This window comes from Pseudooceanicola atlanticus, assembly GCF_000768315.1.
GTDB lineage: Bacteria > Pseudomonadota > Alphaproteobacteria > Rhodobacterales > Rhodobacteraceae > Pseudooceanicola > Pseudooceanicola atlanticus.
The window spans coordinates 16,328-42,860 of the sequence record NZ_AQQX01000012.1 but is presented as its reverse complement, the minus strand read 5'-3'; the positions used below and the strand labels follow the sequence as shown (position 1 = coordinate 42,860).

Genomic DNA, 26,533 nt, shown 5'->3' with positions numbered 1-26,533 from the left:
CCTGTTCCGGATAGCGGCACTGGAGACATGACTATGAAAACCGCGCAATCTGACCCAGCCGAAGCCGCCGGGCGCACATCGGAAGGGCCCCGGTCCTTGACGCGTATCCTTGCGTTGTTCGATCTTTTGGCGCGCTGCAAACGTCACATGTCTCTTTCGGAACTCAGTATCGCGATTGATTGCCCCAAAAGCAGTTTGCTGGTGCTGCTTCGGCCCCTCACCGAGAAGGGGTATCTGATGCGCGAGGAAGACAATTACTTTCTGGGTCCGAGGATTTTTCAGTTCGCCCAGTCAATTCTGACCAACCATCCGTTCGAATCGGTCCTGCGCGGGGTGATGAATGATGTGGTTAACCAGACCGGTGAAACCATCCTGTTTGCTGTCCGGGACGGCGAGAAAGTCATTTATTCGTCGGTCATCGAAAGCCCCCAGCCCGTTCGGTATGTCGCCCAACAGGGGATCAACCGGCCATTGTTCTGTTCGGCATCGGGGCTGGTCATGCTGGCCTTTGACACGCAGCAGGAACTGGACGATTATTTTCGGCGCACTGAATTAAAGCCGCTGACGCCTAATTCGATCACCGATGAAAATGAACTGCGCGGGTTAATTTCGGAGATTCGCAAGACCGGGTATTCCAGTACAGCTGGAACCGCGCATGTAGATGCAGCGGGGTTCGGGGTTCCGGTCTTTCGCGCCGACGGACACTTGGCAGGGGCATTGGTGATTGGTGCTCCTCTGGAGCGCGCCAAGCGTAACAAGAAGCGATATGTTGCCGCTGCCAAAACGGCCGCTGAACAGCTCTCCCGAGCACTCGGCTATCGTTCGGAGGTTGGGGAAACCGGCCGACACTAGACGTGTGCCGCCCGCCGTTGTTGTCATTCCGCAGGCGGGATCATCTCAGTCCGAGTCCCCGCGCAATGATACCGCGAAGAATTTCGCGTGTGCCGCCGCGCAACGAAAACGACGGAACGGCGAGTTCCGTATACGCCAGAACAGCCGCATAGCTATCGCTCCCGCCAGGCACCGCCGGGCGCGACACAAGACTTCGGGCCAGGCGCGGAATGTCCTTTTCGAAAAGCGCTCCCAGATCTTTGACAATGGCGGCCTGAAGTGACGGGTTCTCTCCTTCGTTCAACATTCCGGCCACCGATCGTGACATCTGCCGCAGCACCATCAGATGCGCGGACAAACGGCCAATCTCGGCCTGCTGCGCTTCGGTTGCGTCGTCGCGCAGCAATCGGATCAGTTCCTCGATAAGGGCAAACGACGACAGGAACCGCTCGGGGCCGCTGCGCTCGAACGCCAGTTCGCTCATGACCTGTGACCAGCCCTCGCCCTTTTCGCCCAGCAGTGCATCGGAGGGCAAAAAGGTATCGTCGAATACCACCTGGTTGAAATGATGCTCGCCGCTCAGGTCGATGATCGGGGTGATCTGAATGTTGTCGGTGGCCTTGAGATCGACCAGAAATTGGCTCATCCCGCCGTGGCGGTCGTCGCTCTTGCCGGTGCGGCAGAACAGGATCATGTAATCGGCGACATGCGCATAGGTCGTCCAGACCTTCGTGCCGTTGATCCGGAACCCCCCTTCGACCTCGGTGGCCATCGTGCGCGTCGCCGCCAGGTCCGAGCCGGAATCCGGCTCGCTCATCCCGATGCAGAAACACAGTTCGCCCGCGGCGATGCGCGGTACGATCCGGCGTTTCTGATCATCGGTGCCCTTGGCAAGTATGAGCGGACCGCTCTGCCGATCTGCGATCCAGTGCGAAATCACCGGGGCACCGGCGGCCAGCAGCTCTTCGGACACGACATAGCGCTCCAACGCATTGCGCGCGTGGCCGCCGTATTCCTTGGGAAAGGTCATGCCGACCCAACCGCGCTGTGCGAGCTTTCGTGAAAAATCGCGGCTGAACCCATTCCACGATTTCGCGCGCTTTTCGGGGGGGAAATCGGCCAGCTCTTCGGCCAGGAACGTGCGGACCTCCTGCCGGAGGTCGTCAAAATCGGTACCGGGCGGGGGTGGCGAAAAGGCGGTGAGTGTCATGCCGGGGCCCCTTTTGCCGCGCTGTCGGTGATGAAATGCCAGAACGTGTCGTGGGGGCTCGACAGGGCGGCGCGCCCAAGTTCCCTGGTCCAGTCAAGCTCGGTACCGAAGTCGTCACGCCATCCCCAGATCCGTTTGGTGAAATGATGAAGCGCGTGTTCCTGCGTATAACCGATGGCCCCGTGAATCTGGTGGGCCAGGGCCCCGACCTTCTCCGCCGCTTCTCCGGCGCGGGCCTTGGCGGCGGCAACGGTCAGCGCAAAGGCCGGTGTGTCATAGCTGCCGGCCGCCATTTCGGCGGCCGTGCGCGAGGCAGCGGTTTCCCCGGCCATGGTCGCCAGATTGTGCTGGATCGCCTGAAACTTGCCGATTGGCCGTCCGAACTGCACCCGGTCGTTGGCGTATTGAATGCTCATCTCCAGGATGGTCTCCATCGCGCCGGCGGCGGCAAGACTGCGGATAAGAGCGCCGAGCTGGCGCATCCCGCCCATGGGTCGTGGTAGGGGCACCGCATCGGTCTCTGCCAGGGTATGATCGAGCTTGATGTCGTCGCGCGGCATCCCGGCGAGATCCTGCGCCGGGGCAACGTTCAGAACCTTCACCGGCAGGGACAGGACGTGATCGGTACCGTCCAGGACGGCAATGGTCACGATGAGGCTCGCCCAGCGGGCAAAGGGCACCAGTGTCAGATGCCCGCTCGCATGGACCCTCTTGCCGCGCTGTTCCAACCGCAGGGCTTCGCCTTCGGCGATGGTCAGCCTGCCACCGGGAAGGGCCATATTCGCGGTCGCCAGCACGGCATTTGCGATCAGGGTTTCAGCCAGAGGCAAGGGGAGGCCATGCGCCCCGGCAATACGCAAAAGTCCGAGCGCCTCGGCGGGTGGCACGCCGAAACCGCCTGCGTCCTCTGGCACCAGCGCCATGGTTAACCCTGCCTCCTCGATCTGCGTCCAGAGCGCCTCGGGGCATTGTCCCGAGGCGGCGTCTTCGCGCATGCGGTGGGTGACATGGTCGCGGAACAGTCGCTCTGCCATGTCATGAATCATCGATTCCATCAGACGGTCCTTTCAGACGGTGTTTGATCGGCGCTGGACATTTCCTTCACGGGCTTGTCCTGCCGCGCATGGTTTTTTTGCCCGTCGGGGGCCGACGCCTCTCGCAGTGGCGGCAGATGCAGCCGCGTGCGCAGATCCCGGCGGAACGCACTGGCAGAGGGCGCCGCGCCCCCGTCCCTGCGATATTTTCCGAGGCAATCGGCGATTTTGTCGCCGATCGCGGCAGGGGTTGCCGGATCCGAGGGAGAGCCGGGGTGCGCCGCGACCGAGGTTTCGGCCAGGGTTACGTTCCCTTTGCGCAGGCGGACATGGACCGTCCCATGGTCCACGCCAGCGTGATCCCGCCCCGATTCCGGTGTTGTTTGGATACTGATCATGTCCATAAGCCGGCGCACCGCGGGGCGATGGGGGTTGTCCCCTTCGAAATCCACCAGCCCGACCTGGCCCTGCTGCAGGGCCACGGCGAGCGTATAGGCGGCACAGAACTTGGCCTGCATTCCATCTTTGGGGTCGGTGACGTGCAACGGGACCATGACGCTTTCGGGCACTGTCATTTCAATCACCGATCCTTCGGGCACCGCCTCGCCGCCGCGTTCGGCGTGAAGGTGCCGCCCGGCGGCGATCATCCTGTGGGTGAGGTAGCAGCAGGGATACAGCTTGCGGGACACCGTGCCCAGATCGATCCGCGGTTCCACCGCTGCGGGGTCGGCCGCAATCCCGTCCGGGCCGGCATAAAGGTCGAAGAAGCCGCGCGCCGCGAAGATATCCGGGGCGCCTGTGATGCCGGCCTCGGCCATCCGGGTGGCCCGCAATCCGACAAGGGCGGCGTTTCCGGCCTGGATCGGTTTCGCCATGGCGCCGAAATTGATCTGCATCCCCCCGGCCAGCGACGCCGCGAGGGACAGAGCGTTGCGAACCGCGTCGTCGCCGAGCCCAAGCTGATGCGCGACCGCTGCCGCCGATGCCAGAACCCCAATGGTCGACGTTGCGTGCCAGCCCTTGTTGTAGTGGTCAAAACCCAGGATCTGACCGAGCGCGACATTGACGGCTGTTCCGACCGCAAGCGCAGGGGCAATGCGATCGACCGTATCCGGCCGGACATCCGCAATGGCCAGCAGCGCCGGCACGATCACAACACTGGGATGAGTGACGCTGACCGTGTGGACATCGTCAAAATCGAGCGCATGCCCGGCAACCGCGTTCAGGAACGCAGCCTGTTCGGGGCTGCCACCTGCAGTATTCCCCGCTGGGACTGCCGGTCCACCTGCGTCGAGCGCGGCCAGCCGGCGAACCACCGGCTCATGCCACCCGCCATAGATGGCGGCTATGGTATCCTCAACGCAAAGCGCGGCCTGCTCGGCGTCCGCATCGCTCAGCCGGTGCGGCGCGGCAACGAACCGCGACAAACGGCTGGTGAAATCGCTGACCATATTGTCCTTCACTGCACTGCACTGCACTGCACATTGCCTGATAAAGGAAGACGCAATCAACTCTCGGCGCAACACTTTCGCACATATGTGTTGGAACAGGATTTCGTATTGTGATACTTGCGGCAGTTGGACATTCTGGATGTCGAACTTCCACCCGTATCGGCGCTGAATCGGAAATTGACCCTGACCAGTAAAGCTTCGGAAAGAATGGCAAATCTGGCTGAGGGTGGTGGCGTATAAGGTCCAGAGGACTAGCGCGCGATTGCGAATAGATATTTCGAGGTGCCGTCGTGTCATTTTTCGCCAGACGATGTATCCTCGAAGACCAAAGAAAAATGCGGTCGGCTCCGACGAGAGTTGTTTCGTGCCATTCCCGCGTTCACGAGATCGACGCCCTGCGTGTCACAGCTTGTAGGGTGCAATAGTCGACCTCGCATTTGCTCCGCGTTCTTGCCTTGAGCGAACTCAGTTGCCGTCGCCTCGCAGACATGAGGGACGCTTTCGGAACGGTGGGGCGAGTTGTTGTCCAATAAATCCGTGAAGCCTTCCGCCACGCGCATTACTGCCCTATGTCTGTTGATTTGTCTCGGCGCAGCCATCGTGCAGGGCGTTTTCTCCTCCAGCATTGCGTCCATTGCAGCCGTGCCGTTCTTCGGACTCTATCTCGTTATTGCATCTCGCTATATCGCCCGCATCGGATGGGTACTGCTTTTCTTTTCCCTCGCGATTGCCCTTCTGGCGCTGGCAGACGGGATCCGAGCCGGCATCTTTGTCGAAGCGGCCGGGCGTGTCGTGTTCCTGTCCGCGCTGCTCACGGCTGTCGCCTTCCTGCGCATCGCGGCCACCCAAGACCCGATCGTCGAGGTTGCCGGTGAATTCCTGACACTGCAGCCGCCGACCCGTCGCTACGCCTCTCTGGGTGCGGGCGGGCATCTGTTCGGGGTGCTTCTAAATCTCGGCGGGCTTGGGGTGATGCTGGAGATCATAATGAAAGGGCTGGCGGCGCATCGGCACGAGATGGACGAATTCGTGTTCCAGGCTCGCAAGCGCAGGATGGTAAGCGCCTGTATGCGGGGGTTTTCCTCGATCGCTTTCTGGACGCCGTTCGGATTCGCTCTCAATCTGATGATTCTCACAATACCGGGGCTCGAATGGACGAAGCTAGCGCCTTACGGGATTGCTCTGGCCGGGATTCTGTTTCTTCTGGGATGGCTGTTCGACACGGTGGAATGGTGGCGCCCGCCCTCGGCGCGCGGCCGGGCACCGGCCCTGACCGGTGACTTGCCGGACTGGAGCCGCTGGGCCGTCCTGATCGTGTCCGGGCATGTGCTTTTTTTGGGCGCCGCCGTGATCACGCTGGACCGGTTGACCCAGTACAGTTTCCAGACCGTCCTGATCACCATCGTGCCGATCTATGCGCTGCTCTGGTCGGTTATGCGCAGCGGCAGTGGCAGCCTTGCCGGTATATCGCGCCGGTTTGTGACCCAGGCACCGGGTTTCGCGACCGAAATGAGCGTGATCGCATCGGCGGGATTCATTGGTCTTGTCGCATTGGAAGTCGCCCCGGTCGAATGGATTGCCGACCATTTGGGCTGGATGGCCACGCGGCCGGTCACGACTGTTGTGCTGTTGATCATGACGGTGTTTCTGACGGGGCTGCTGGGCGTGCATCCGATGATCTCGGTGGTCCTGCTGGCAGAGGTGGTCAACCGCGTCGGCGTGGAAGGTTTGTCGCCGCTTGCTCTGGGCCTTGCGCTGGCTGGTGGCTGGAGCAGCATCATCTGCATGGGACCGGCCATCACGGCGGTGGTCTACGCCTCCTCCATCGTGGGCGAGCGGCCGCTGACCATCGGCTTGCGGTGGAACGGGATCTTCGGTGTTGCGAGCATCCTCCTCATCACGCTCATCGTTGGCGGCGGTGTCGCGGCAGGGTGGTTCTGACCGGTCTCAATTGCCTGTGAGGGACCGGGCGCAAGCATTTCCACATATGTGTTCGATCAGGCTTTGCGCCAGTCGGAAGGTGATGGACCCCATAGCGTCAACTAGGATTGGTCAGCGCAATCACTATCGGAGTGTCACGCCCAACGATGGAAGGCCAAGCGAAACCCACACGTCGCAGCAAGGTCACAGGCCTGCAAGACGCAGCCCGGCTGGCACGAGGCGCTTTGGAAGAACGCCCCGAGCTTTGTCTCGGTGGTCTGTTCAAGCAAAGCCGCCCTGTCGCACTGGTGCGCGCGTTGCTGGCCGCGGGCGCAGATGGTCTGCATGTGTATTCCTCGCCGGGCGCGGGGTATGATGTCGACCTGATGATTGCGGCAGGCGCGGTCGCACAGGTCTTTATTCCCGGCGTTACGCTGGAAAACCGGCTTTGCCCGAACTTCCGCCGCGCGGTCGAGGCAGGGCAGGTGACCGCGCACGCGCTGGATGCGCTGACCGTGGTGGGCGGGCTGATGGCGTCGGCTCATGGCGTGCCGTTCCAGCCAATCGACGCGCTGCGCGGATCGGACGTTCTGAAGCACAACCCGCTTTTGCACGAAATCGACTGCCCGTTCTCCGGCCGCCGTATTCACGCCGTCGGGCCGATCCGCCCCAGAGTGACGTTCTTGCACGCGCAGGAAGCCGACCGTTGGGGAAACCTGCGCCATCTCAGCACGATGGTCTACGCCGATCAGCTGATGGCACGCGCGTCTGACATGGTCATTGCCAGCGTGGACCGGATCGTGCCGGACGAGGTCGTTCTGGACGATCCCTCGCGGGTTACCGTGCCTTCTAATTATGTCGATGCCGTGGTCGAGGTGCCCTATGGCGCGCACCCAACGGCGAGCTTTCCCAACTATGCGATGGACGAGGAACATATTGATGCCTACGCCGATCTGGGGGATGCCGCCCGGACCGGCGACAGCACGGGGCTGGACGCCTATATCACCCGCCACCTGACCGAGCCGAAAAACCAGAGCGACTACATCGAAGCGGTCGGGGGAACCGGGTATTTCGCCGTGCTCGAAGCCGAGGCACGGAACGAATGAGTGCAGCGGTTTCCCCAATTGAACAGATGGTCGTCGTGTTGGCCCGCGATCTGGCCGACGGAGAACTGGGTGCGGCGGGTGCAGCCGCGTTGGTGCCGATGGCGGCCATTGCGCTAGCCCGCGAGCTGCATGCACCGAACCTGACGGTCGGCGGCGAGATGTTCTTCAACCCCGAGCCGGGGCGTTTGTATCCGTCGATGCTGGACGATCGTGCGCTCGGCCGCTGCGAGGCCGCCGAGACCTTTATCGAGTTGTTCGGCCACAGCCATCACGGGCTGGATTTTTTCTTTCACAGTGGTTTGCAGCACGATGTGTACGGCAACATCAACCTGCACCACGTCGGCGGCACACTGCACGCACCAAAGATGCGCGGGCCGGGAGCGGCGAACCTGTCATACTGCCACACCTCGTCGCGGTATTACATTTGCCCCACCGTGCACACGGCGCGAAACTTTGTGGAAACGGTCGATTTCATTACAATACCCGGACATCTGTCCGGGCCTGCCGCGAAACGCGACGCCGGGTTGGTCAATGAAGGGCCGCGCCTGGTGGTGACGCCGCGAGCGGTTATGGAATTCGACAAGACGACGCTGCGAATGCAACTGAAATCGGTGCATGGGGGCAATACGCCCGAAGAGGTCCAGCGTCATACGGGGTTCGATCTGGCGATCAGAGGCGAGGTGCCGCAAACGCGGCCACCAACGGAGGAAGAATTGCGCGTTCTGAGAGAGCGGATCGACATATCGGGGGCCTTGCGTGCTTGAGCGGCCGGGCTGACGATTCTCTTAAAGTCAAAAACGGGAGGATAAAATGTTCCAACACAAGTTGACCGGGTTCCGGGCGGCGATGGGTGCTATTTCGGCTGTGGGGGCGATGGCCCTTGGCGGCGCGGCATCTGCCAAGGATCTCACGATGGGCACGACCAGCCCGACGTCGAGCCATTTCACCATTTCGGTTGCGATGAGCAAGGCAATCGAGACCGGTATGGAAGGCACCAATGTCAGCGTGATCGAAACCGGGGCCAGCGTGGACAATGTGCTGCGGCTGGCGCGCGACGAGATCGACCTTGGGCTTGCCACCACCGACATTCTGATCTCCGCCAGAAACGGGACCGGCAAGTTCGAAGGTAACGCAATCCCAGATACGGTTGCGCTTTATCCTTACAGCGCTTCGATCCTGCTGATCGCGGTCACCGACGAGTCTGGTGTGACGACGCTGGACGAACTGGACGGGAAGAAGTTCAATCCCGGCATCCGCGGATCGGCGGCCGAGACGTTGACGACCGGTGTCCTGTCGATGTTCGATATCAACGCGGACCTGGTGCATGGCGCCGTTGGGGACGCGGTGGAAGGCATCAAGAACCGCCAAATCGTCGGTTACAGTAAATACGGGGCCGCAGACTCCGTCGATGCAAGTCTACAGGAATTGATGACCAGCACCAAGATGCGCTTGATCGGCTTTACCGAAGAGCAGGAGAAAGCGGCGACTGGGGCTATGGAGGGCGTCGGTTTCACAACTCTTCCGGCAGAACTCATTCCCGGCTCCGAAGCAATGCGCGTTCCGAAGCTCAACGTTTTCTTTCTGACCCGCACCGGTGTCATGGATGACCAGACCGCCTACGACATCGCTCGCAGCATCCACCAGAACATGAGCCTGCTGACCGAAGCCTGGCCACAACTGGCGGACTATGACATTGCCGCCGATGCCGTCGCCACGATGGAGGCAGGAATTACCTATCATCCAGGTGCGGAACGTTACTGGAGAGAGGCGGCCGGAAGCTGACCGGAATCGCGGGCCGTCACGACGGCGGCCATAGGCTGATCCAGACGGGGTGCTGCGGGCACCCCGCCGTTACCGCTCTCGGAGAGAACATGACGCAGACATCGACCGCAATACCCAATTGGGAACGGCGCGGAGAGCAGGCGCTTGGCGTATTGTTCGCCGCATTCGTCGCGCTGCATTTCTATAATGCCCTCTTCGGACAGTTCGAACCGCTGGTTCAGCGACCGATTTTTGTCGGTTTCGGTATCGGCTGCGCGTTCTTTCTCTATGCGGCGCGGGCCTCGCGCACCGGTGCGCGAAGCGGGATTGAACGGGCTGTGGACATCATGCTGGGACTACTGGCGTTCGCGGTTTGCCTCTATGTAATCGTGAACCGGGATCGCTTTTCGGATATCATGGTGCGCTACGGGCCGCTCGACAAGGCGGCCGGTCTGTTGGCTGTTCTGCTGACTCTTGAAGCGGCGCGCCGGGTGATCGGCTGGTTCCTGCCGCTGCTGGCGCTTTGCACTGTGATCTATTTTTATTTCGGCCATGATCTGATCGAAGGGGCCTGGCGCCCACCGCGTGTGTCGGCCCGTACGGCGGTCGAGACTTTCTACAGCTCGACTACTGGCCTCTTTGGCTACCTTGCGGATATCGGGGCTCGGGTCATCGTGATCTATGTGCTTCTGGGGGCTCTGCTGTTATCCACCGGGTCGACAGATTCCTTTATGAAAATGGCGACCTGGATCGCCGGGCGCTCTTATGGCGGTCCGGCAAAGGTCTGTGCCCTGTCATCGGCGATGTTCGGGACGGTGACCGGCTCGGCGGTGGCCAATGTCATGGCGACCGGGTCGATTACAATCCCCACGATGAAGCGACTGCGCTATCCGCCGGCCTTTGCCGGGGCGGTTGAGGCAGTCGCCTCCTCCGCCGGCCAGCTTACGCCGCCGGTGATGGGGGCGGCGGCTTTTATCATGGCCGAGTTCCTGGCCATTCCCTACACCGATATCGTCATCGCGGCGATCGGTCCGGCGTTTCTCTATTACCTTGCGGTATGGTTCGGCGTGGATCTCTATGCCCGCCGCACAGGGCTTCAGCCGACACCAAGGAGCGAAATGCCCGAACCGGCGGAATTCCTTGCGCCGGACAAGTCGATCCCGCTGTTCCTTCCCATCGCGGCGATGGTCTATTTCCTTTTCAACGGTTACACGCCAAGCTATGCAGGGGCGGGTGCGATCATCGTGCTGGTCGTGGCCTGTGGTCTGGTGCGTCCCTTCGCACGCGACGGAAAAAAGCAGGGTGTGCTGGCCTGTTGGGCCAAGCTGGCCCGCGACATCTATGAGGGGATGGTCGAAGCAGGGCGGGCGCTGGTGATGATCGCGGCGCTGCTTGCCTGCGCCGCCATCGTCGTCAAGGTTCTGACGGCGACGGGTGCCGGGGTCAAAGTCTCGAACCTGTTGTTCTCTGTGTCCGGTCAGGGGTTGATCGTGGCCCTGTTGCTGGCGGCGGTGCTGGCGATCCTGCTGGGCATGGACGTGCCGACGACGGCCTCCTATGTGCTGGCGGCGGCAATCGCCGCGCCCAGTCTCGTGCGGCTTGGCCTACCCGAACTGACGGCTCATCTTTTTGTCTTCTACTATGCGATCCTGTCGGCCATCACGCCACCGGTCTGCGCCAGTGTCTATGCCGCCGCCGCCCTGGCAGGGGCCAATTTCTGGCGGGTGGCGGGTCGCGCGCTGATGCTGGCCGGAGCGATCTATGTGGTGCCATTTCTGTTTGTGTTTCGGCCGGGCATACTGGCCCAGGGCGGCACGGGGCAAATCCTAATGGATATGGGCGTTGCCTCCGCCGCGGTTTTTGCCGTCAGCGTCGGCACAAGCGGCTGGTTTCGTGGAAAGGTGCCGGTCATCGGCCGGTTGCTGTTCCTGTCGGCTGCCGCCTTGCTGTTTTACGCCGCGCCTGCGGCCGACATCATTGGCGGGCTGGCGCTGGCCGGACTCTTGGCGTGGCGGTTTCTGCACGGAGCACCGCAGCCCGGCCGCGCCGGGTGACCTCCGAAAAGCGAAGAGCCACCGCAGATACCCTCTGCGGCGGCTCTCCTACATTCGACCCCGAAGTGGCTATGCCACTGGCCTCAGGTCAATTTGAAGTAGGGAAATGTCACTTCGTCGTTTGCCTTGACGAACGTCACTTCCACCTTGGCCCCGATATGAACCTTCTCGGGATCGCCGGTCTGGATCCGGCTCATCATCCGGGGGCCTTCCTCCAGCTCGATCAATGCCACGACATATGGCACGTCATCAGCGAATGCCGGCCCAGCCGGACGGCGCGCGATGGTGAAGGTATGCACCTCGCCTCGCCCGCTGACGGTATCGAAGTCGAGATTGTCGGAATGGCAATGCGGGCAAACGGATCGCGGATAGAAATGATGCTTGCCGCAATCGCCGCAGAGCGGGATGTCGAGGCGGCCCTGGCGCGCGGCCTCCCAGTAGGGGGTGCTGTCATGGTCGATTACCGGAAGCGGTTTTTCTGTACTCATCGGTTCAGTCCTTTTGCAAAATCACGGTCGCGCCAGAGGACAGCGTGCCCCCGGTTCCGTGTACCAGCGCGGTCTCGGCGCCCTTGACCTGGCGTTCGCCGGCCTCGTCGCGAAGCTGCCGGACCGCCTCAATCAGCAAGAACATTCCGAACATGCCTGGATGCAGCGCCGAAAGGCCGCCGCCACTGGTGTTCATTGGGAACGCTCCGCCCGGTGCAGTGCGCTGGCCCGACACGAAATCCCCGCCCTCGCCGATCTTGCAGAAGCCGAGAGCCTCGAGCGAGAGCAGCACGGTGATGGTAAAGCTGTCATAGATCTCGACCAGGTCGATATCCGAATGGCTCACCCCGGCCATTTTCATTGCGCGTTCCCCGGCCTTTTGCGCGGGAAGCAGGCGGGCGAGGTCCGGCATTTCGCCGATGGCCCAGTGGGTATGCGCCTCGCCATAGCCCTTGACCGCGACGGGACGGGTGTTGAGGTCCTTGGCCCGCTCGGCGGTGGTCATGACGATGGCGCCGGCCCCGTCGGTGACGAGACAGCAATCGAGCAGGTGCAGCGGCTCCGAGATCATCGTGCTGGACAGTACGTCGTCGATCGACAGCGGATCGCGCCGCGTCGCCTCGGGATTCAACTGTGCCCATTTCCGGGTCGCGACGGCGATTTCGGCGAGGTTTTCGGACGTGGTGCCGTATTCGTGCATGTGGCGCTGCGCGGCCATCGCATAGCCGCCCACAGGCGTGGGCATCCCAAAGGGTGTTTCATGTTGCATGGACAGGACCGAGGGCCGGCCCCCCAGGTTGCGGCTGCGCAGGGATTTCTGGTCTGAGCTGTAGACGATCAGCGCAACCTCGCAATAGCCTTCGCGAAGCGCCATGGCAGCATGTGCGACATGGGCCTCGAATGCCGAACCACCAATATTCGTGCCATCGACGAATATCGGCATGATGCCCAGATATTCGCCCAGCGTCACCGTGGCCAGTTGGCCGGGGCCGGGGACACCCCACATGCCGGCGGTCAGCAGGCCGTCGACATCGCTCAGTTTCAGTCCGGCTTCTTCGACGGCGGCTTTTGCCACCAACGCGGCATGACCAAGGACCGAAGCCTTTGTGACGAACTTGCCGTCCTCCAGCGGCGCATCGGCAACGCCGACGACCACCGGTTCTCGTCCGTTCTTCATATGCTCTTTCTCCTTCTTGTCGGGCTGTCCCGCTGCGCCCCGAACTGTCAGCCCGGGCGCATGGTCTTGGCGATGAGGGTGCGCTGAATCTGCGAGGTTCCGCCGCCGATGGTGCTTTGCATCCCTTCGCGGAAATACCGCTCCATATCTGCTTCGGGCAGCATCGAGTGGCCACCCAGGATCTGCATTCCGTTGCGCGTCACCGTCTGCAGCGTCTCGGAGGCATAGAGCTTTGCCATCGAGACCTCTCGCGTGCAGGGCGTCTTGGCTGCGGCCAGGCTGGCGGCGCGATAAACCAACAGCCGGGCGGCATCGACCTGGGTCTGCATGTCGGCCAGCATGTGGCGGATCACCTGAAAGTCGAAGATCGGCTTGTCGAACTGAATCCGTTCGTGGGCGTAGCGCAGAGCATCGTCTAGGGCTGTCTGGGCATTGCCCACATAGGCGGCGGCCACGGCCACGCGTTCCAGTTCCAGATGGTCGGTGATGATCTTCCAGCCATCGTTTTCCGTGCCCAGCAGCGCATCGGCCGGCAGTTTCACGTCGTCCACGAAAATCTCGGTGGTGCCGGTTGCGCGGCGCGCCATGGTCGGCAGCTTGCGGATGTCCAGACCTTCGGTGTCATTGGGGATCAGGAAAACCGACAGCCCCTTGTGTTTGGGCGCGTCGGGGTCGGTCCGGGTCAGCATGGCAAGGATTGCGTTATCGGCCGCAGCGCCCGAGCACCACAGTTTCTGCCCGTTGACGACCCAGCCGTTGCCGTCGCGCCGCGCCCGGGTCTTTGTCGATGCCGCATCCGACCCCGCGCCCGGTTCGGAAATCGAGATCGAAAAGCGGATGTCGCCATCGAGGAAGGGCTGGATGTACCGCTCTTTTTGCTCGGGCGTGCCGAATTTCTCGACATTCATCGCGGTGAACGTCGCCACCATCAACCCGGTCGAGAAGTCAAAGCCGTATTTGGCCAACCCTTCGCACATCAGGGCATAGTCCATGATGTCACCGCCAAGACCGCCGCTCTCTTCTGAAAACAGGATGCCGAGCCAGCCCTGCTTGGCCACTTTTTCATAGGCTTCGTAGGGGTATTCGCGCTCGCGGTCGCAATTGCGGATATAGTCTCGGCCGATCTCTTCCTCGACAAAACGCTCGACGGTCGCGCGCCACATCTCTTGCTCGGGTGTCAGAAAGTTCATGCGCTCTCTCCTTGTGTTTTGTCGCGCGACGCGTGGATTTTGGCCGGCTCTCCGGGGCGATCCAGACGCGACTTGCGGATCAACAGGCTGAACTCGCAGCGCAGGACCGTCTCGTCCCGCTGGTTGATGCCTTCCAGTTTGCTGGTCACGACACCGTGCTTTTTGTCATGGTCCTTCAGGTCGATGATTTCGGTTTGGGCCCAAAGGGTGTCGTTGATAAAAGTGGGCCGCAAAAAGCGCAGCTTGTCACAGCCATAGAAAGCGGCCAGCACAGAACTGTCGAAGGGGATCATCGCATTGACGATCGAGAACACGAGGCTGCCCTGCACGAGGCGCTGGCCATACAGAGACGATTTGGCGTGCTCGACGTTGGAGTGAAGTTCCAGCCAGTTCCCAGTCAACATGCAGAAATTGACGACATCGGTTTCGGTCATCGTCCGACCACTCGAAATGCCGGTCTGGCCAAGTGACAACTCTCCAAAAGGGTGACGTATCACGTTAATTTCTCCTGTTCGTCCGCGTTGGAAGACAAGACGATCAAGGCATCGGCGGCGACCAATCCCTTCCCGTCGGCCCGGACCATCACAGGGTTGATTTCAATTTCCGAGATCAGATCGGCGTTCTCGGCAAAGAAAACAGATATGCGTGAAATCAGGTCTGCCAGGGCACCTTTGTCGGCCGGTTCAGCGCCGCGTAATCCTGTCAGCAACCGCGCCCCCGGACCCGATCGCACCATGGCCTCGGCAGTTTGCGGCGTGGCGGGCGCAAGCCTGATTTCGGCGGCATCAATCAGTTCCACAAGGATGCCGCCAGGACCGGCCAGAACGATCGGACCAAAGGTGTCGTCGCGTTTGCAGCCGATGATCCATTCTGCCACGGACCCTTCTTCCATTTCCTCGATCAGCGCCGTGCCGCCCGCAAAACGTTCCGCCATTTCCGCGGCGGCCTGTTTCGCCTCTTCAGGGGAAAGACCCAAACGGACGAGCCCGTGATCGGACTTATGCGGATAGTCATCGTGGCACAGCTTGGCGGCACAGCGCCCGTGGTCGGGGTCACGTCGGGGCACCGGGATTCCGATCCGTTGCAGCAGATCCTTCGCATCGGCCTCGTGGATCACCGTGCGCCCGGCACGCTGCCAATTTTCCAGTGTTTCTCTTTGGGTCATGCCACTTCTCCTGTCGCGACCGCGAGGGCGGCGAGGCCCGATGCCGCCCGAGCGGGCGAATCATAGACAGGAACGGCTCGTTCGCGCAGCGCCTCGCCCGAGGCATTGCTGCGCGCCGAACCGGTCCAGACGATCAAGATTGGCTTGTCTGTGTTGTCGAACGCCTCGGCCAAGGCCTCGATGAACTGCTGATCTGGCACAAATGTGATAATTGCGATGGCAATATCCACGCCCGGATCGGCGGTAACGGCCTCCAGACAGCGTCCGACATATGTTGGATTCGCCAAAACCACACCGGTCAGATCGACCGGGTTTGTCACTGACCCATAAAAGGGCACATAGCGCGACAGCGCCGTCTGCGTCGTTTCATCCAGCACCGGAACTTCGAAGCCCGCGCTTTCGGCCAGGTCGGTCATTTCGACCCCAAGCCCGCCGGTGACAGAAATGATCCCGACCCTGTTTCCGGCCGGTCGCCGACCCGCGGCGAGCGCCGTTACGGCATCGACGGCTGCCACGGACTCACGGGCACGGATGACACCGGTTTCGCGAAAGACCGCGCTGATCACCCGGTCGTCCCCGGCCATGGCGCCGGTATGAGATTGGACCGCGCGTGACCCGGCGCGGCTGCGCCCGCTCTTGACCGCGACGACATGCTTCCCCGCCCGGGTCAGCCGCTGGGCCGCTTCGGCAAAACGGCGTCCATCACGCAGTTCCTCGACGTAGCAAAGAACGACCCGCGTCTGGGGGTCATTGCCCAGATAATCCAGCAGGTCCGCTGCGGTCAGGTCGGTTTCGTTGCCGCTGGAAACGATGGCGTTGATGCCCACGCCGCGTTCGCCCAGACGCAAAGCCATAAGGCCCGCAAGTGCGCCGGACTGGGAAATCATGGCCACGGGACCAGGCCGAAGATCGTTGAACATCGGGCTGAAAGTCAGTTGCAGGTCCGACGCGGGGCGCACCACACCTTCGCAGTTCGGCCCAACCAGTCGAAAGGGCGCGTCTTGCATGATCCGGCGCAAGCGCTCTTCGTTTTCATGCCCATCTTCGCCGGCTTCGGAAAAGCCCGAGGTGACCCCGACCACGACCTTGACATCGAGCCTGGTGCAGGTCTCCAGAGCGTCCAGCGCGACCCCGACCGGCGTTGCCAGCACAACCACGTCGATCGGGCTGTCGATCTCGTCCAGGCTGCGCACAGCCGGAAGGCCTTCGATCTCGCCGCCCGAAGGGTTCACGGGGATGATCCTGCCGCTGTAACCGTTGCTCTTCAGCAGGGCCAAAACGGCCTGCCCCAACTTGCCCTTGGTGCGGGATGCGCCAACCACCGCGATGGTGCGCGGATCGAACAGCCCGTCCAGAGCTTGGCCAACCGTGGGGCGGGGTGTCGTCATTTGATTCGTGTTCGGCTCTGGCACACTTTCCTCCGTCAAGTGAAAAAACATTGGTCCCTTTCGGAGATCTAACGGCTGTTCGATTATTCTCGCAATAGATTCCGGTTCCGAGCAGACTGAGGCTTTCAGAGCCGCAAACTAGGGCTTGACGTCGGAAAATTCGCAGAACGAGGCAGATACGTGAAAATGGATAATGGACCACTGAGCGATGTCAGGGTGATTGAACTGGGGCATGTGATCGCGGCACCGATGTGCGGCGCATTGCTGTCCGATTTTGGCGCTGACGTGGTCAAGATCGAGCGTCCGGGGATGGGTGACATGCTGCGGGTGCTGAGCGCGCGGACCAGCGATGGCGTGGGCGCCTGGTGGAAGACCCTGGCACGAAACAAGCGTCTGATGGCGCTGGACTGGAAGAGTGAAGATGGCCGCGCCGTTCTGCGGCGGCTGGTCGAAAACGCCCATGTGCTTATCGAGAACTTTCGACCCGGTGTTCTGGAACGGGCAGGGTTGGCCCCAGAGGTCCTGCATGAGTGGAACCCCGATCTGGTGATTGTACGGATATCGGGTTACGGCCAGACCGGACCGCGCGCCTCGTGGCCCGGATTTGGCCGCGCGGGTGAAGCAATGAGCGGGCTGGCCCACATAACAGGCTTTGCCGACAATGCGCCGATGCACCCCGGGTTCCCCGCGGCGGATTCGACCACAGGCCTCATGGCGGCTTACGGCACGATGATGGCGCTGCACGCGGTGCGAAACGGCAGTGCTCGGGGGCAAGTCGTGGACCTGGCCATTTTCGAGCCGCTCTTGCGCTTGATCGACTACCATGTGCCCACGCGCACCGGCGCGGGGATTTCCGTTGACCGAAATGGGCTTCAGGCCCCCAATTCCTACGCCCCTGCGGGGGTGTTCCGCGCCCGCGACGGTAAATGGATCACCGTCAGCGCGGGCAGTGCTGCAACCGGGCGGCGCCTCCTGGAGGCGGCAGTCGGCAAAAAATGGGCGGAGCAGCCGCAGTTCCAGAGCCTCGACGGCTTTGCGAAGCATATGGACGAAATCGTTGACCGGCTCGGGGCATTCGTTGCGCAGCATGACGCGCAGAAGGTTATCGACATTTTTAGCGCCCACGATGCCGTGGCTGCGATGGTCTATGACGTCGATGACATCCTGGCCGATCCTCAGATCGCCGCGCGGGGGGACATTGTCGGGGTGGAGGGCGACGACACCAAGGTCGTCGGGCCGGTACCAAAGCTGGACAAGACGCCGGGGCGGCTGCGCTGGCTTGGGCGCAGCGAACTGGGTGCCGACACCCGCGCAATCTTACAAGAGCTCGCGTACGACACCGGGCAAATCGACACCCTAATCGAACAAGGCACTGTGGCCGAACCGGGCCGCTGAGCCCGGTCTGCAAGACGTGAGGAGAAAATCATGACCTATCAGATGACATCCGAACAGCAGGGAATCCGCGATGCGATCCTGCGGATCTGCGAGGAATTCGACGACGAGTTCTGGCTGACACGCGATCGCGTAGGCGGCTTCCCGCGAGAGCTGCATCAAAAGCTGGCCCGCGATGGTTGGCTGGGGATTGCAATCCCCGAAGAGTACGGAGGTGCCGGTCTTGGCATCGTCGATGCCGCGATTATGATGCAGGCCATTGCGGAATCCGGCGGCGGCAACAGCGCCGCATCGGCGATTCACATGAATATCTTCGGTCTGAACCCAGTCGTGAAGTTCGGCACCGATGACCAGAAACAGAGATACCTTCCGCCTTTGGTGGCAGGCGACGAACGTGCGTGTTTCGGGGTGACCGAGCCGACAACCGGCCTGGACACCACCAAACTGAAAACACGCGCCGTGCGACAGGGTGACCGGTATGTGGTGCACGGCCAGAAAGTCTGGATTTCAACCGCTCAGGAGGCCGACAAGATCCTGTTGCTGGCGCGCACGACCCCGCTTGAGGACGTCAAGAAACCGACAGAAGGATTGAGCCTTTTTTACACCGACCTTGACCGATCTTTCGTCACCGTGCGCGAAATCGAAAAGATGGGCCGCAAATGTGTCGACTCGAACGAACTGTTCATCGACGGGCTTCCGATCCCTGCCGGGGATCTGATCGGCGAAGAAGGCCAGGGATTTCGTCAGATCCTGCACGGGCTGAACCCCGAACGGGTTCTGATTGCCGCTGAAGCAGTCGGAATCGGGCGGAATGCGCTTCGGCGCGCCGCGGATTACGCCAATGAGCGCGTCGTTTTCGGCAGACCAATCGGTCAGAATCAGGGTGTACAGCACCCCCTGGCCGCCAGCTGGGCGGAACTGGAGGCGGCCAACCTGATGGCGATGCACGCCGGCGCACTCTATGACGCTGGCAAGCCCTGCGGTAATGAAGCCAACGCTGGCAAATACCTAGCGGGCGAAGCGGCGGTGAAGGCGACTCAGACCGCGCAGCTGACCTTCGGCGGGTTCGGATACGCCAAGGAATACCATGTCGAGCGTCTTGTTCGGGAAGCCATCCTGTTCCGCATCGCGCCGGTCACCCCGCAACTGGTGCTTTCGTTTATCGCGGAACATGCCCTCGGCCTGCCAAAGTCCTACTAATTACGAACATCAAAGGAAGTCCAATGCGAATTCACGGAATGGATGCCATTTTCAAACCTCGCTCAGTAGCTGTGATTGGCGCCTCAAGCGACCCCAAGCGCATCGGTGGAAGGCCGGTGGATTTTCTCAAACGGCACGGTTTCGACGGCCCGATCCTGCCGATCAACCCAAAATCGCCCGAGGTGCAGGGCCTGACGGCGTATCCGTCGATCTCGGAGGCCCCCACGACACCGGACCTGGCTGTGATCGCGCTGCCCGCGCCGCTGGCCGTTCAGGCGGTCGAACAGTGCGCGGCCCAGGGTGTGCGGGGGGCGGTGATCTTCAGCTCGGGTTTCTCGGAGGTCGATGCTGACGGGGCCGCCCTTCAGGCGCGCATGGTCGACATCGCGCGCGAGGGCGGTATGCGGCTTGTGGGGCCGAACTGCCTTGGTATCGCGAATGTGCGCCATAACCTGTATGCAACATTCACACCCGGGGTCGAGAAGCATCTGCCAAAACCCGGCGGCGTGTCGATTGTCAGCCAGAGCGGCGCGTTCGGCTCGTATTGCATGACGCTCGTTCGAATGCGCGGACTTGGGGTCAATACCTGGGCGACGACGGGCAATTCCTGCGATGTCGATTTTGCTGATGCCGTGGCCTATTGCGCACAAGATGACGATACCCGCGTGATCATGGGATATCTCGAAGGTGCAACCGATCGCGACAGGCTGGTCGAGGCACTGGAGCTGGCGCGTGCCTGCGAAAAGCCGGTGGTCATGATGAAAGTCGGGCGCAGTGCGGTCGGGGCAGAGGCCGCGCAATCGCATACCGCCTCATTGGCTGGGGCAGACTCGGTCTATGACGCGGCTTTCCGGCAGTACGGCGTTTACCGGGCGCAATCGGTCGATGAAATGTTCGATGTGACTTATGCCTGCGCCGAATCCGCGGCGATGATGCAGGGCGACCGGCTGGGCCTTGTGACAGTCTCGGGCGGGGTTGGGGTGCTGATGGCCGACGAAGCCGAAAAGCTGAAACTTGACGTGCCTGCGCTTCCCGATCATGCACAGAAAAAGCTGAAAGAGGTGCTGCCATTTGCCGGTGTCCGAAACCCGGTTGATGTGACGGCGCAGCTGGTCAATCAGATCGACCTTCTGGAAACCAACATGGATGTGTTGTTCGGCGATGGCGACATCCACGGAGCAATCATCTTCATGTCGACGGTCGGTCTGGTCGCCGACCTGAACGAAGCCATTCGAAGCGGTCTTGAGCGCATCCGCGCGAAATATCCCGGTCGGCCAATGCTGTTCTGTTCGCTGACAGAGCCAGAGGGTCGCGCCGCATATGAAAAGTCGGGGTTCATTGTGTTCGAGGAACCGACCCGCGCGGTCCGGGCTATGGCCGCGTTGCGCTATTTTGCCCGTTCCTTCGCGCGGGCAGGAGAAAAGGACCCGATCCCCGAACTGTCCAACCTGTCGCCGTTGCCGGACGGAATGGTGAACGAGATCGAGGCCAAGGCCCTGCTTGCAGAGGCCGGAATCGGGATCGTGCGCGAAACTCTGGCCACCACCCCCGAAGCGGCGGCCCAGGCAGCGCAAGAAATGGGATTCCCGGTCGTGCTGAAGATTGCCTCGCCCGACATACTGCACAAATCCGACATCGGGGGCGTAGCGCTTGATTTGCATTCGGCCGAAGATGTCCGCTCTGCCGGGGCACGAATCCTGGACCTGGCGTCCGAGAAGATGCCCGGTGCGCGGATCGACGGACTGGTCGTGGCGGAACAGGCAGCACCTGGACTGGAGGCTATACTCGGCGTGACCCAGGACCCGGCTTTCGGCCCGGTGGTCATGTTCGGTCTGGGCGGGGTGTTTGTCGAGGCCCTCGAAGACGTGTCTTTCCGCGTCGCACCATTTGGACCTGCCGAAGCGCGCCGTATGATTGACGAAATCCGCAGCCGCAAACTGCTGGACGCATTCCGAGGCGCACCCGAGCGCGACCTCGACGCTCTCGCCAACGCCCTTGCCCGACTGTCTGCATTTGCCGCCCATCACGGGGCCGCGCTTGAGACTATTGATGTCAATCCATTGATCGTCGGGGCAAGCGGGCAGGGTGCCGTCGCCGCTGACGGTGTGATTATACCCGCCATGCGAGGAGACCACTGACAACCGGACCCGAAATCTTCCCTGATCCCCAAGTCGCTTGCGGCGTGCTCCCGGCGTTTTCTAACAGTTGACAGAATTCACAAGCGCGGCCATCCTTTCGCGTGGAACGCTGTGCATATAACTGCACGCGGAGGGAGGAGATCATGGAAACCACGCAACAGATTTCAACAAAATCAGGCGGCGATCACATTGTGAAATCGGTGGCGCGCACCTGTCAGACTTTGGTGTACTTCGATGAAGTTCGGCGACCGCTGTCGGTCGTGGAAGTATCCAAGGAACTGGGGTACCCGCAGTCAAGTACCTCGGCGCTGCTCAAAAGCTTGGTTAAGCTTGGATTTCTGACCCACGATTCCCGAAAGAAGAGCTACTTCCCCACCGAGCGCGTTCCGCTTTTAGGGTCATGGATGAATCCAGATCTGTTCGGCGAAGGCACGATCCACCGGCTGCTCAAAAACATCTCGGAACGCACGCAGCATGTGGTGGTTCTGGCAACCAAGAACGGGGACGAAGCTGAGTACGTCCAAGTTATCCTTCCGAAAGATTCGCCGATCCACCACATATCGCTCGGGACACGTCGTCCGCTGGGGAACTCCGGTGTCGGGCGCGTTCTGATGAGTCGTTTCAGTGACGACGAAGTGCGCAGTTTGTTCCGCAAAATCAACGCCTATCGCGCACCCGACAAACCGGCAGTGGACGTGAAAGCTTTCGTGGCCTCGTTGGCAGAAACCCGTGCCAAGGGCTATTACCTCTCAACCGATCAGGTGGTTCAGGGGAGCGGCTTGATTTCCATGCCGTTTCCTAACCACCTGAGTTCGCGGCTTTTTGCTGTCGGGGTTGGCGCTCCAACCGATGTAATCTTGCGATCCGAAGCAGAGATCGTAGGGATCATGCGCGAAGAAATCGTTCGAAATCTGAAGAAGATGGATCAACAGTCCCTGACTTCCTGATCGTCTGCGCCAGCCAGTGCCGTAACAAAATGGCCCGGCTTCATGAAAACGGGACTTGGGGGTCGCGGACCAAACGCGCCATTTGCCGATTTCAGGGTCCATTTTCAGGCGGCGGAAATAGCCTCTTCGCGTCAGGCTCAAGGTTGAGCCTGACCGGCGGGGCGTCGTTAGCACCGGCATCCCCGAAGGCCGGGCGGTGTAGGATGCGCTGCCCAGAGCAGTGCGACCACGGTTTCGGCCCGCCCCAAGAATACCGGCTTGAAGAGAGGCGCCGCGAAAGAGGCCGACCATCATCGTGTTGATCGTAAGCGGCGTCTACGCCCCACCGGAGTTCAGCTCGACGGCTTGAAGTTCCAGGGTAGCAACTCGTCGATCCGGTTCGCGGGATGCCCTGCCGCGATCGCCTCGAGCGTCGCCTTGAGATAGACAAAGGGTTCGATTTCGTTGATCTTTGCTGTGGCGATGAGCGAGGCGATGCGGCCCCAGGTCCGACCACCTTCGTCGTGGCCGGCGAAGAGTGCGTTCTTCCGCGTCAGGGCGATCGGCCTGATGAGATTCTCCACGGCATTGGAGTCGATCTCGACGCGTCCGTCCTGCAGGAAGGTCTGTAGCCCGTCCCACTGCCGGTGGATATAGGCGAGTTTCTCACCGAGGCGGGACTTGGCGGAGATCGGCGGCGCTGGCTCTGCAACCATTCGCCGAACTCGGCCACCAGCGGCGCGGTGCGTGTCTGTCTCGCAAACAGGCGCTGTCCCGGTCCCATGCCGCGGATCTCGGTTTCGATCCGGTAGAACTCGGCGATCCGGCGCAGCCCCTCGGCGGCGATCTCCGATCCATCACGGTCGAAGACTTCCTTCAGCTTCCGGCGGGCATGTGCCCAGCAGTGCGCAACCGTGATCGGCGCGCCGCCCTTGCGCGAGGGGCGCGTCAGCCGATCGTAGCCGGGATAGCCGTCCAGCTGCAGGATGCCGTCGAAGCCCTGCAGGATCTGCTCCGCGTTCACGCCGGCGCGGCTCGGGCGGTAAGTGAAGACCACGCCGGGCGGGTCATCGCCGCCCCAGCCCCGATCATCTCGGGCCAGCGCCCAGAGGAAGCCAGTCTTCGTCCTGCCTCGCCCGGGCTCCAGAACCGGCGCCGTCGTTTCGTCCATGAAGAGTTTGCCCGAGCCCTTCAGGTGCTCGGCGAGCCGGTCGACCACCGGGGCAAGGTGGAAGGCCGCGGTGCCGACCCAATCGGCGGGCGTGCTGCGCCGAAGGTCGATCCCGGAACGCGCGAGGATCTGGCTCTGGCGATAGAGAGGCAAATGGTCGGCGAACTTGGCGACGAGCACATACGCAATGGCGCCCTCGGTCGGCAGCCCGCCCTCGATCAGGAAGGCAGGGGCTGGCGCCTGGGTGACCCCTTCGGCGTAGGCACGGCAGGCATACTTGGGTCGAACCGTCACGATGACGCGGAGCTGGGCCGGCACGATGTCCAGCCGCTCGCTGCGGTCCTCGCCGATCCGGTGCATCGTGCCGCAGCCGCAGGGACACTCCAGGCTGGCCGGCTCGATCATCTGCTCGATCCGGGGGAGGCTCCCAGGCAAATTGCCCCGATTGCGGCGGGCGACCTTGGATCGCCGCGGACCGGACGAGGCCGTGGCGTCTTCATCCTGCTGGGCCTCTGCCTCGACGACGGCAGTTTCCAGATCTTCGAAGGCCAGATGCCGCTCGTCCTCACTCAGTTTCTCGGACCTTTTGCCATGCACGACCTGGTTCAGTTCGGCGACGAGGTGCTCGAGGCGCTTGTTGGCTTCCCTGAGTGCATCACGCTCGCGCAGGACGGCCAGAACAGCGTCACGCTGGTCTTCCGGAATGGCCGACAGGTCGAGGGATAGGGCGCTGGACATGGCGGCATCATATCCCGCTCCTGCGTTTGTCAGGCCGGCTTTCCCCGCCCTGAGTCACTCTGCCACAGCGGGGGCGCGCGTCTCCAGAGACCGCACCCGCCGCCAGTCCAGCCCGGCGAACAGCGCCTCGAACTGGGCGCGATTCAGGGTCATCGCACCATCCCGGATCGCGGGCCAGGTGAAGGTGCTCTCCTCCAGCCGTTTGTAGGCCATGACGAGACCGCTGCCGTCCCAGAACAGGATCTTCATCCGGTCTGCGCGATTCGCCCGAAAGATAAAGACCGTCCCGGTGAACGGATCTTCGGTCAAGGTCGACTGCACCAAGGCTGCCAGTCCATCATGCCCCTTGCGGAAGTCTACCGGCTTCGTCGCCACCAGGATGCGGACCCCTTGAGACGGCATCAGCATGCAGGCGCTTCCAGAGCGCGCACGATCGCGGCGATCTGACCTGCCGACGTGTCAGAAGACAGCTCGATCCGGGTTGTTCCCTTGACGATCCGGATCACCTGCTGGGGCTTCGCGTCGGAAAGCTCGGGCGTCTCAGTCGGATCGCAAATGACCAGAGGCGCGAAGACCGGCTCTCCGAGTTCCGCCGGAGGAAGAACCAGCTGGCCCTGCTTTGCCAGACGCCGCCAAGCCGAGAGCTGGTTTGGGCGGATGTCATATCGCTCGGCAATCGCATTCACGGTCGCTCCCGGCTCCAAAGTCTCTGCCACAGCGCGAGCCTTCACGTCGTCCGGCCAGCGCCGATGACCTGACCCGTAGATCTCGACGCCCAGAGATCTGAGAAACGAATTTGTCGCGCACATTGCGAAACACACTCCCCATCATGAGATGGATATCACCTCGCAGTGCCGGAGCTCATCTACAACGTGGGACGCAGCCGCCGCTTACTGTTGATCGGCAGGCCACGGAATCCTTTCTTTCGGCCGTGAAAGCGCTGGAGATTCCCACCCACGATTGGCGTTCGATCTTCTCTGTTGCGTCGCCGCGGATTCAGTTCGCGTATTCGCATATATGTGTGATCTCGCGACAGTTGCGCTCCCGGCCACCCATAAACATTGACCGGTTCACCGCACCATGGTGCGCTGATCGACAACGCCACAGGGAGGAAGACTGCCATGACAAGAAACACAAAACTCGATCGGTTTGCCGCAGGGGCGGCGCTGGTGATCGCGGTCGGAACGATGCCGCAAATTGCGGCGGCCGAAGTGACACTCAAGGTTGCAGATACCTTTCCGCCCGGCCACTACATCGTCGAGACCGGCACCACCTACTGGATGGACCGCGTAACCGAGCTGACCGATGGCGAGGTCAAGTTTCAGTATTTCGGTGCCGGTCAGTTGGGTTCGCTGCGCGATATGTTCTCGATGGTGCAGACAGGCGTGGTGGACATCGGCTATGTTCCGCCGGCCTATAACGGGGGCACGATGCCGCTGGCGGGCGTGCACACGCTTCCTGGCCTTTTCTCGCAGAGCGTTGTCGGGACGCCCGCTTTTTTTGAAACGGTGACGTCGGATCCGATCCTGCAAAACGACTTCCTGGCCAACGGGATGCGCCCAGTCTGGGGTGTAATGACCTCGACCTACAACCTGTTCACCCGCGACCAGGATGTTAGCGGCATTGATGACATCAAAGGGCTGAAACTGAAAACCATTGCCGGGAACATGGCGGAGTCGGTCAAGGCCCTGGGGGGCGCGCCGGTTGATATTCCCAGCCCGGAAACCTATCAGGCCATCCGCACCGGCACCGTCGACGGCACGATCTTTCCCACCACCAGCATCTATTCCTACAAGCTGGACGAGGTAATCGATACCGCCGTTCTGGGTCTGGATGTTTTTGTGTATTGGGCGCCCTACGCGATCCGCGAGGAGGTCTGGCAGGATCTGTCGCCAGAGCATCAACAGGCCATTCAACAGGCGTCGCAGGAGGCGATGCAGCGAGTTGCCGAAGAAACCGACCGATCGGCCGCCGAGCTTGAGGACAAGATGCGGGACAGCGGTATCGAGGTCATCGTTCTGGATGAAGCGCAGCGCGAAAAGGTCAAATCGGCCACAGCGCCGGTGTTCGATGCCTGGGTCTCTGGTCTGCAAGAGCGCGGACTGCCTGCGGGCGAAGTGCTGGAGATGTTTCGTGCGAACATCGAAAAGCACCAGACGCAGTAAGGCGCGCAACCGTGTCCCGTCACGATCT

The 26,533-nt window shown here is 61.8% G+C and carries 22 protein-coding genes and 1 pseudogene; 11 read left to right on the top strand and 12 right to left on the bottom strand.

Annotated elements, in window-relative coordinates; genetic code table 11:
- Positions 1–33: 33 nt before the first annotated feature.
- Positions 34–852: an IclR family transcriptional regulator gene (locus ATO9_RS18670; protein WP_081979669.1), complete on the top strand. Its 819-nt coding sequence runs from the start codon at positions 34–36 to the stop codon at positions 850–852.
- Between the two features lie 40 nt (positions 853–892).
- On the opposite strand, the gene ATO9_RS18665 is transcribed toward ATO9_RS18670, so the two are convergent.
- The 3 genes from ATO9_RS18665 to ATO9_RS18655 are packed head-to-tail and all read right to left on the bottom strand — an operon-like array spanning position 893 to position 4,823.
- On the bottom strand, positions 893–2,041 hold the full coding sequence (locus tag ATO9_RS18665) for an acyl-CoA dehydrogenase family protein (protein WP_043753043.1): 1,149 nt from the start codon (positions 2,039–2,041) through the stop codon (positions 893–895).
- Complete coding sequence (locus ATO9_RS18660; RefSeq protein ID WP_043753041.1) at positions 2,038–3,096, bottom strand: acyl-CoA dehydrogenase family protein; 1,059 nt, start codon at positions 3,094–3,096, stop codon at positions 2,038–2,040. Before ATO9_RS18660 ends, ATO9_RS18665 begins: the two co-directional genes overlap by 4 nt.
- Positions 3,096–4,823 carry an MmgE/PrpD family protein gene (locus ATO9_RS18655; RefSeq protein ID WP_229737785.1) on the bottom strand — a complete coding sequence of 576 codons (1,728 nt, stop codon included), beginning with the start codon at positions 4,821–4,823 and terminating at the stop codon, positions 3,096–3,098. The genes ATO9_RS18660 and ATO9_RS18655 overlap by 1 nt, the downstream gene beginning before the upstream one ends.
- 225 nt (positions 4,824–5,048) lie before the next feature.
- On the opposite strand from ATO9_RS18655, the gene ATO9_RS18650 reads away from it, so the two are divergent.
- From ATO9_RS18650 to ATO9_RS18630, 5 genes are all read left to right on the top strand, one after another.
- Complete coding sequence (locus ATO9_RS18650) at positions 5,049–6,467, top strand: hypothetical protein (RefSeq protein ID WP_229737786.1); 1,419 nt, start codon at positions 5,049–5,051, stop codon at positions 6,465–6,467.
- Positions 6,468–6,691: 224 nt separating this feature from the next.
- A complete protein-coding gene (locus tag ATO9_RS18645; protein ID WP_043753034.1) occupies positions 6,692–7,552 on the top strand; it encodes a CoA transferase subunit A in 861 nt (286 codons plus the stop codon).
- Positions 7,549–8,316: a CoA-transferase gene (locus ATO9_RS18640; protein WP_043753031.1), complete on the top strand. Its 768-nt coding sequence runs from the start codon at positions 7,549–7,551 to the stop codon at positions 8,314–8,316. Before ATO9_RS18645 ends, ATO9_RS18640 begins: the two co-directional genes overlap by 4 nt.
- 46 nt (positions 8,317–8,362) lie before the next feature.
- On the top strand, positions 8,363–9,334 hold the full coding sequence (locus ATO9_RS18635) for a TAXI family TRAP transporter solute-binding subunit (RefSeq protein ID WP_043753029.1): 972 nt from the start codon (positions 8,363–8,365) through the stop codon (positions 9,332–9,334).
- 89 nt (positions 9,335–9,423) lie between these two features.
- Positions 9,424–11,367 (top strand): TRAP transporter permease, encoded by a 1,944-nt coding sequence (locus ATO9_RS18630; protein ID WP_229737788.1) that lies wholly within the window; start codon positions 9,424–9,426, stop codon positions 11,365–11,367.
- Positions 11,368–11,450: 83 nt separating this feature from the next.
- On the opposite strand, the gene ATO9_RS18625 is transcribed toward ATO9_RS18630, so the two are convergent.
- Genes ATO9_RS18625 through ATO9_RS18600 form a run of 6 tightly spaced genes read right to left on the bottom strand, consistent with a single transcriptional unit; the run spans position 11,451 to position 16,799 of the window.
- A complete protein-coding gene (locus ATO9_RS18625; RefSeq protein WP_043753026.1) occupies positions 11,451–11,855 on the bottom strand; it encodes a Zn-ribbon domain-containing OB-fold protein in 405 nt (134 codons plus the stop codon).
- Between the two features lie 4 nt (positions 11,856–11,859).
- Complete coding sequence (locus ATO9_RS18620; RefSeq protein WP_043753025.1) at positions 11,860–13,032, bottom strand: acetyl-CoA acetyltransferase; 1,173 nt, start codon at positions 13,030–13,032, stop codon at positions 11,860–11,862.
- Positions 13,033–13,079: 47 nt separating this feature from the next.
- Positions 13,080–14,222 (bottom strand): acyl-CoA dehydrogenase family protein, encoded by a 1,143-nt coding sequence (locus tag ATO9_RS18615; RefSeq protein WP_043753022.1) that lies wholly within the window; start codon positions 14,220–14,222, stop codon positions 13,080–13,082.
- Entirely contained in the window at positions 14,219–14,656 is a 438-nt protein-coding gene (locus tag ATO9_RS18610) for a MaoC/PaaZ C-terminal domain-containing protein (RefSeq protein ID WP_048534163.1), read from the bottom strand. Before ATO9_RS18610 ends, ATO9_RS18615 begins: the two co-directional genes overlap by 4 nt.
- Positions 14,657–14,715: 59 nt before the next feature.
- Entirely contained in the window at positions 14,716–15,387 is a 672-nt protein-coding gene (locus tag ATO9_RS18605; RefSeq protein WP_043753019.1) for an acetate--CoA ligase family protein, read from the bottom strand.
- Positions 15,384–16,799, bottom strand: a complete 1,416-nt coding sequence (locus tag ATO9_RS18600) for an acetate--CoA ligase family protein (RefSeq protein ID WP_238318806.1) — start codon at positions 16,797–16,799, stop codon at positions 15,384–15,386. The genes ATO9_RS18605 and ATO9_RS18600 overlap by 4 nt, the downstream gene beginning before the upstream one ends.
- Positions 16,800–16,961: 162 nt before the next feature.
- Here ATO9_RS18600 and ATO9_RS18595 point away from each other — a divergent pair, with 162 nt between their 5' ends.
- The 4 genes from ATO9_RS18595 (at position 16,962) to ATO9_RS18580 (ending at position 22,452) form a co-directional block, all read left to right on the top strand.
- Positions 16,962–18,170, top strand: a complete 1,209-nt coding sequence (locus ATO9_RS18595) for a CaiB/BaiF CoA transferase family protein (protein ID WP_043753015.1) — start codon at positions 16,962–16,964, stop codon at positions 18,168–18,170.
- A gap of 30 nt (positions 18,171–18,200) precedes the next feature.
- Entirely contained in the window at positions 18,201–19,367 is a 1,167-nt protein-coding gene (locus ATO9_RS18590; RefSeq protein WP_043753010.1) for an acyl-CoA dehydrogenase family protein, read from the top strand.
- Between the two features lie 23 nt (positions 19,368–19,390).
- Positions 19,391–21,505 carry an acetate--CoA ligase family protein gene (locus tag ATO9_RS18585; RefSeq protein WP_337588283.1) on the top strand — a complete coding sequence of 705 codons (2,115 nt, stop codon included), beginning with the start codon at positions 19,391–19,393 and terminating at the stop codon, positions 21,503–21,505.
- Positions 21,506–21,648: 143 nt separating this feature from the next.
- Positions 21,649–22,452 carry an IclR family transcriptional regulator gene (locus tag ATO9_RS18580; RefSeq protein WP_043753004.1) on the top strand — a complete coding sequence of 268 codons (804 nt, stop codon included), beginning with the start codon at positions 21,649–21,651 and terminating at the stop codon, positions 22,450–22,452.
- Between the two features lie 332 nt (positions 22,453–22,784).
- On the opposite strand, the pseudogene tnpC reads toward ATO9_RS18580, so the two are convergent.
- The 3 genes and pseudogenes from tnpC to tnpA all read right to left on the bottom strand — a co-directional run bounded on the left by tnpC (position 22,785) and on the right by tnpA (position 25,149).
- A pseudogene (tnpC, locus tag ATO9_RS18570) lies at positions 22,785–24,340 on the bottom strand (IS66 family transposase).
- Positions 24,341–24,394: 54 nt separating this feature from the next.
- Positions 24,395–24,748, bottom strand: a complete 354-nt coding sequence (gene tnpB / locus ATO9_RS18565) for an IS66 family insertion sequence element accessory protein TnpB (protein ID WP_043753001.1) — start codon at positions 24,746–24,748, stop codon at positions 24,395–24,397.
- Complete coding sequence (gene tnpA / locus ATO9_RS18560; RefSeq protein ID WP_043752998.1) at positions 24,742–25,149, bottom strand: IS66-like element accessory protein TnpA; 408 nt, start codon at positions 25,147–25,149, stop codon at positions 24,742–24,744. The genes tnpB and tnpA overlap by 7 nt, the downstream gene beginning before the upstream one ends.
- Before the next feature lie 252 nt (positions 25,150–25,401).
- Between tnpA and ATO9_RS18555 the strand changes: the two genes are divergently transcribed.
- Positions 25,402–26,505, top strand: a complete 1,104-nt coding sequence (locus ATO9_RS18555) for a TRAP transporter substrate-binding protein (protein ID WP_156127914.1) — start codon at positions 25,402–25,404, stop codon at positions 26,503–26,505.
- Positions 26,506–26,533: the final 28 nt, after the last annotated feature.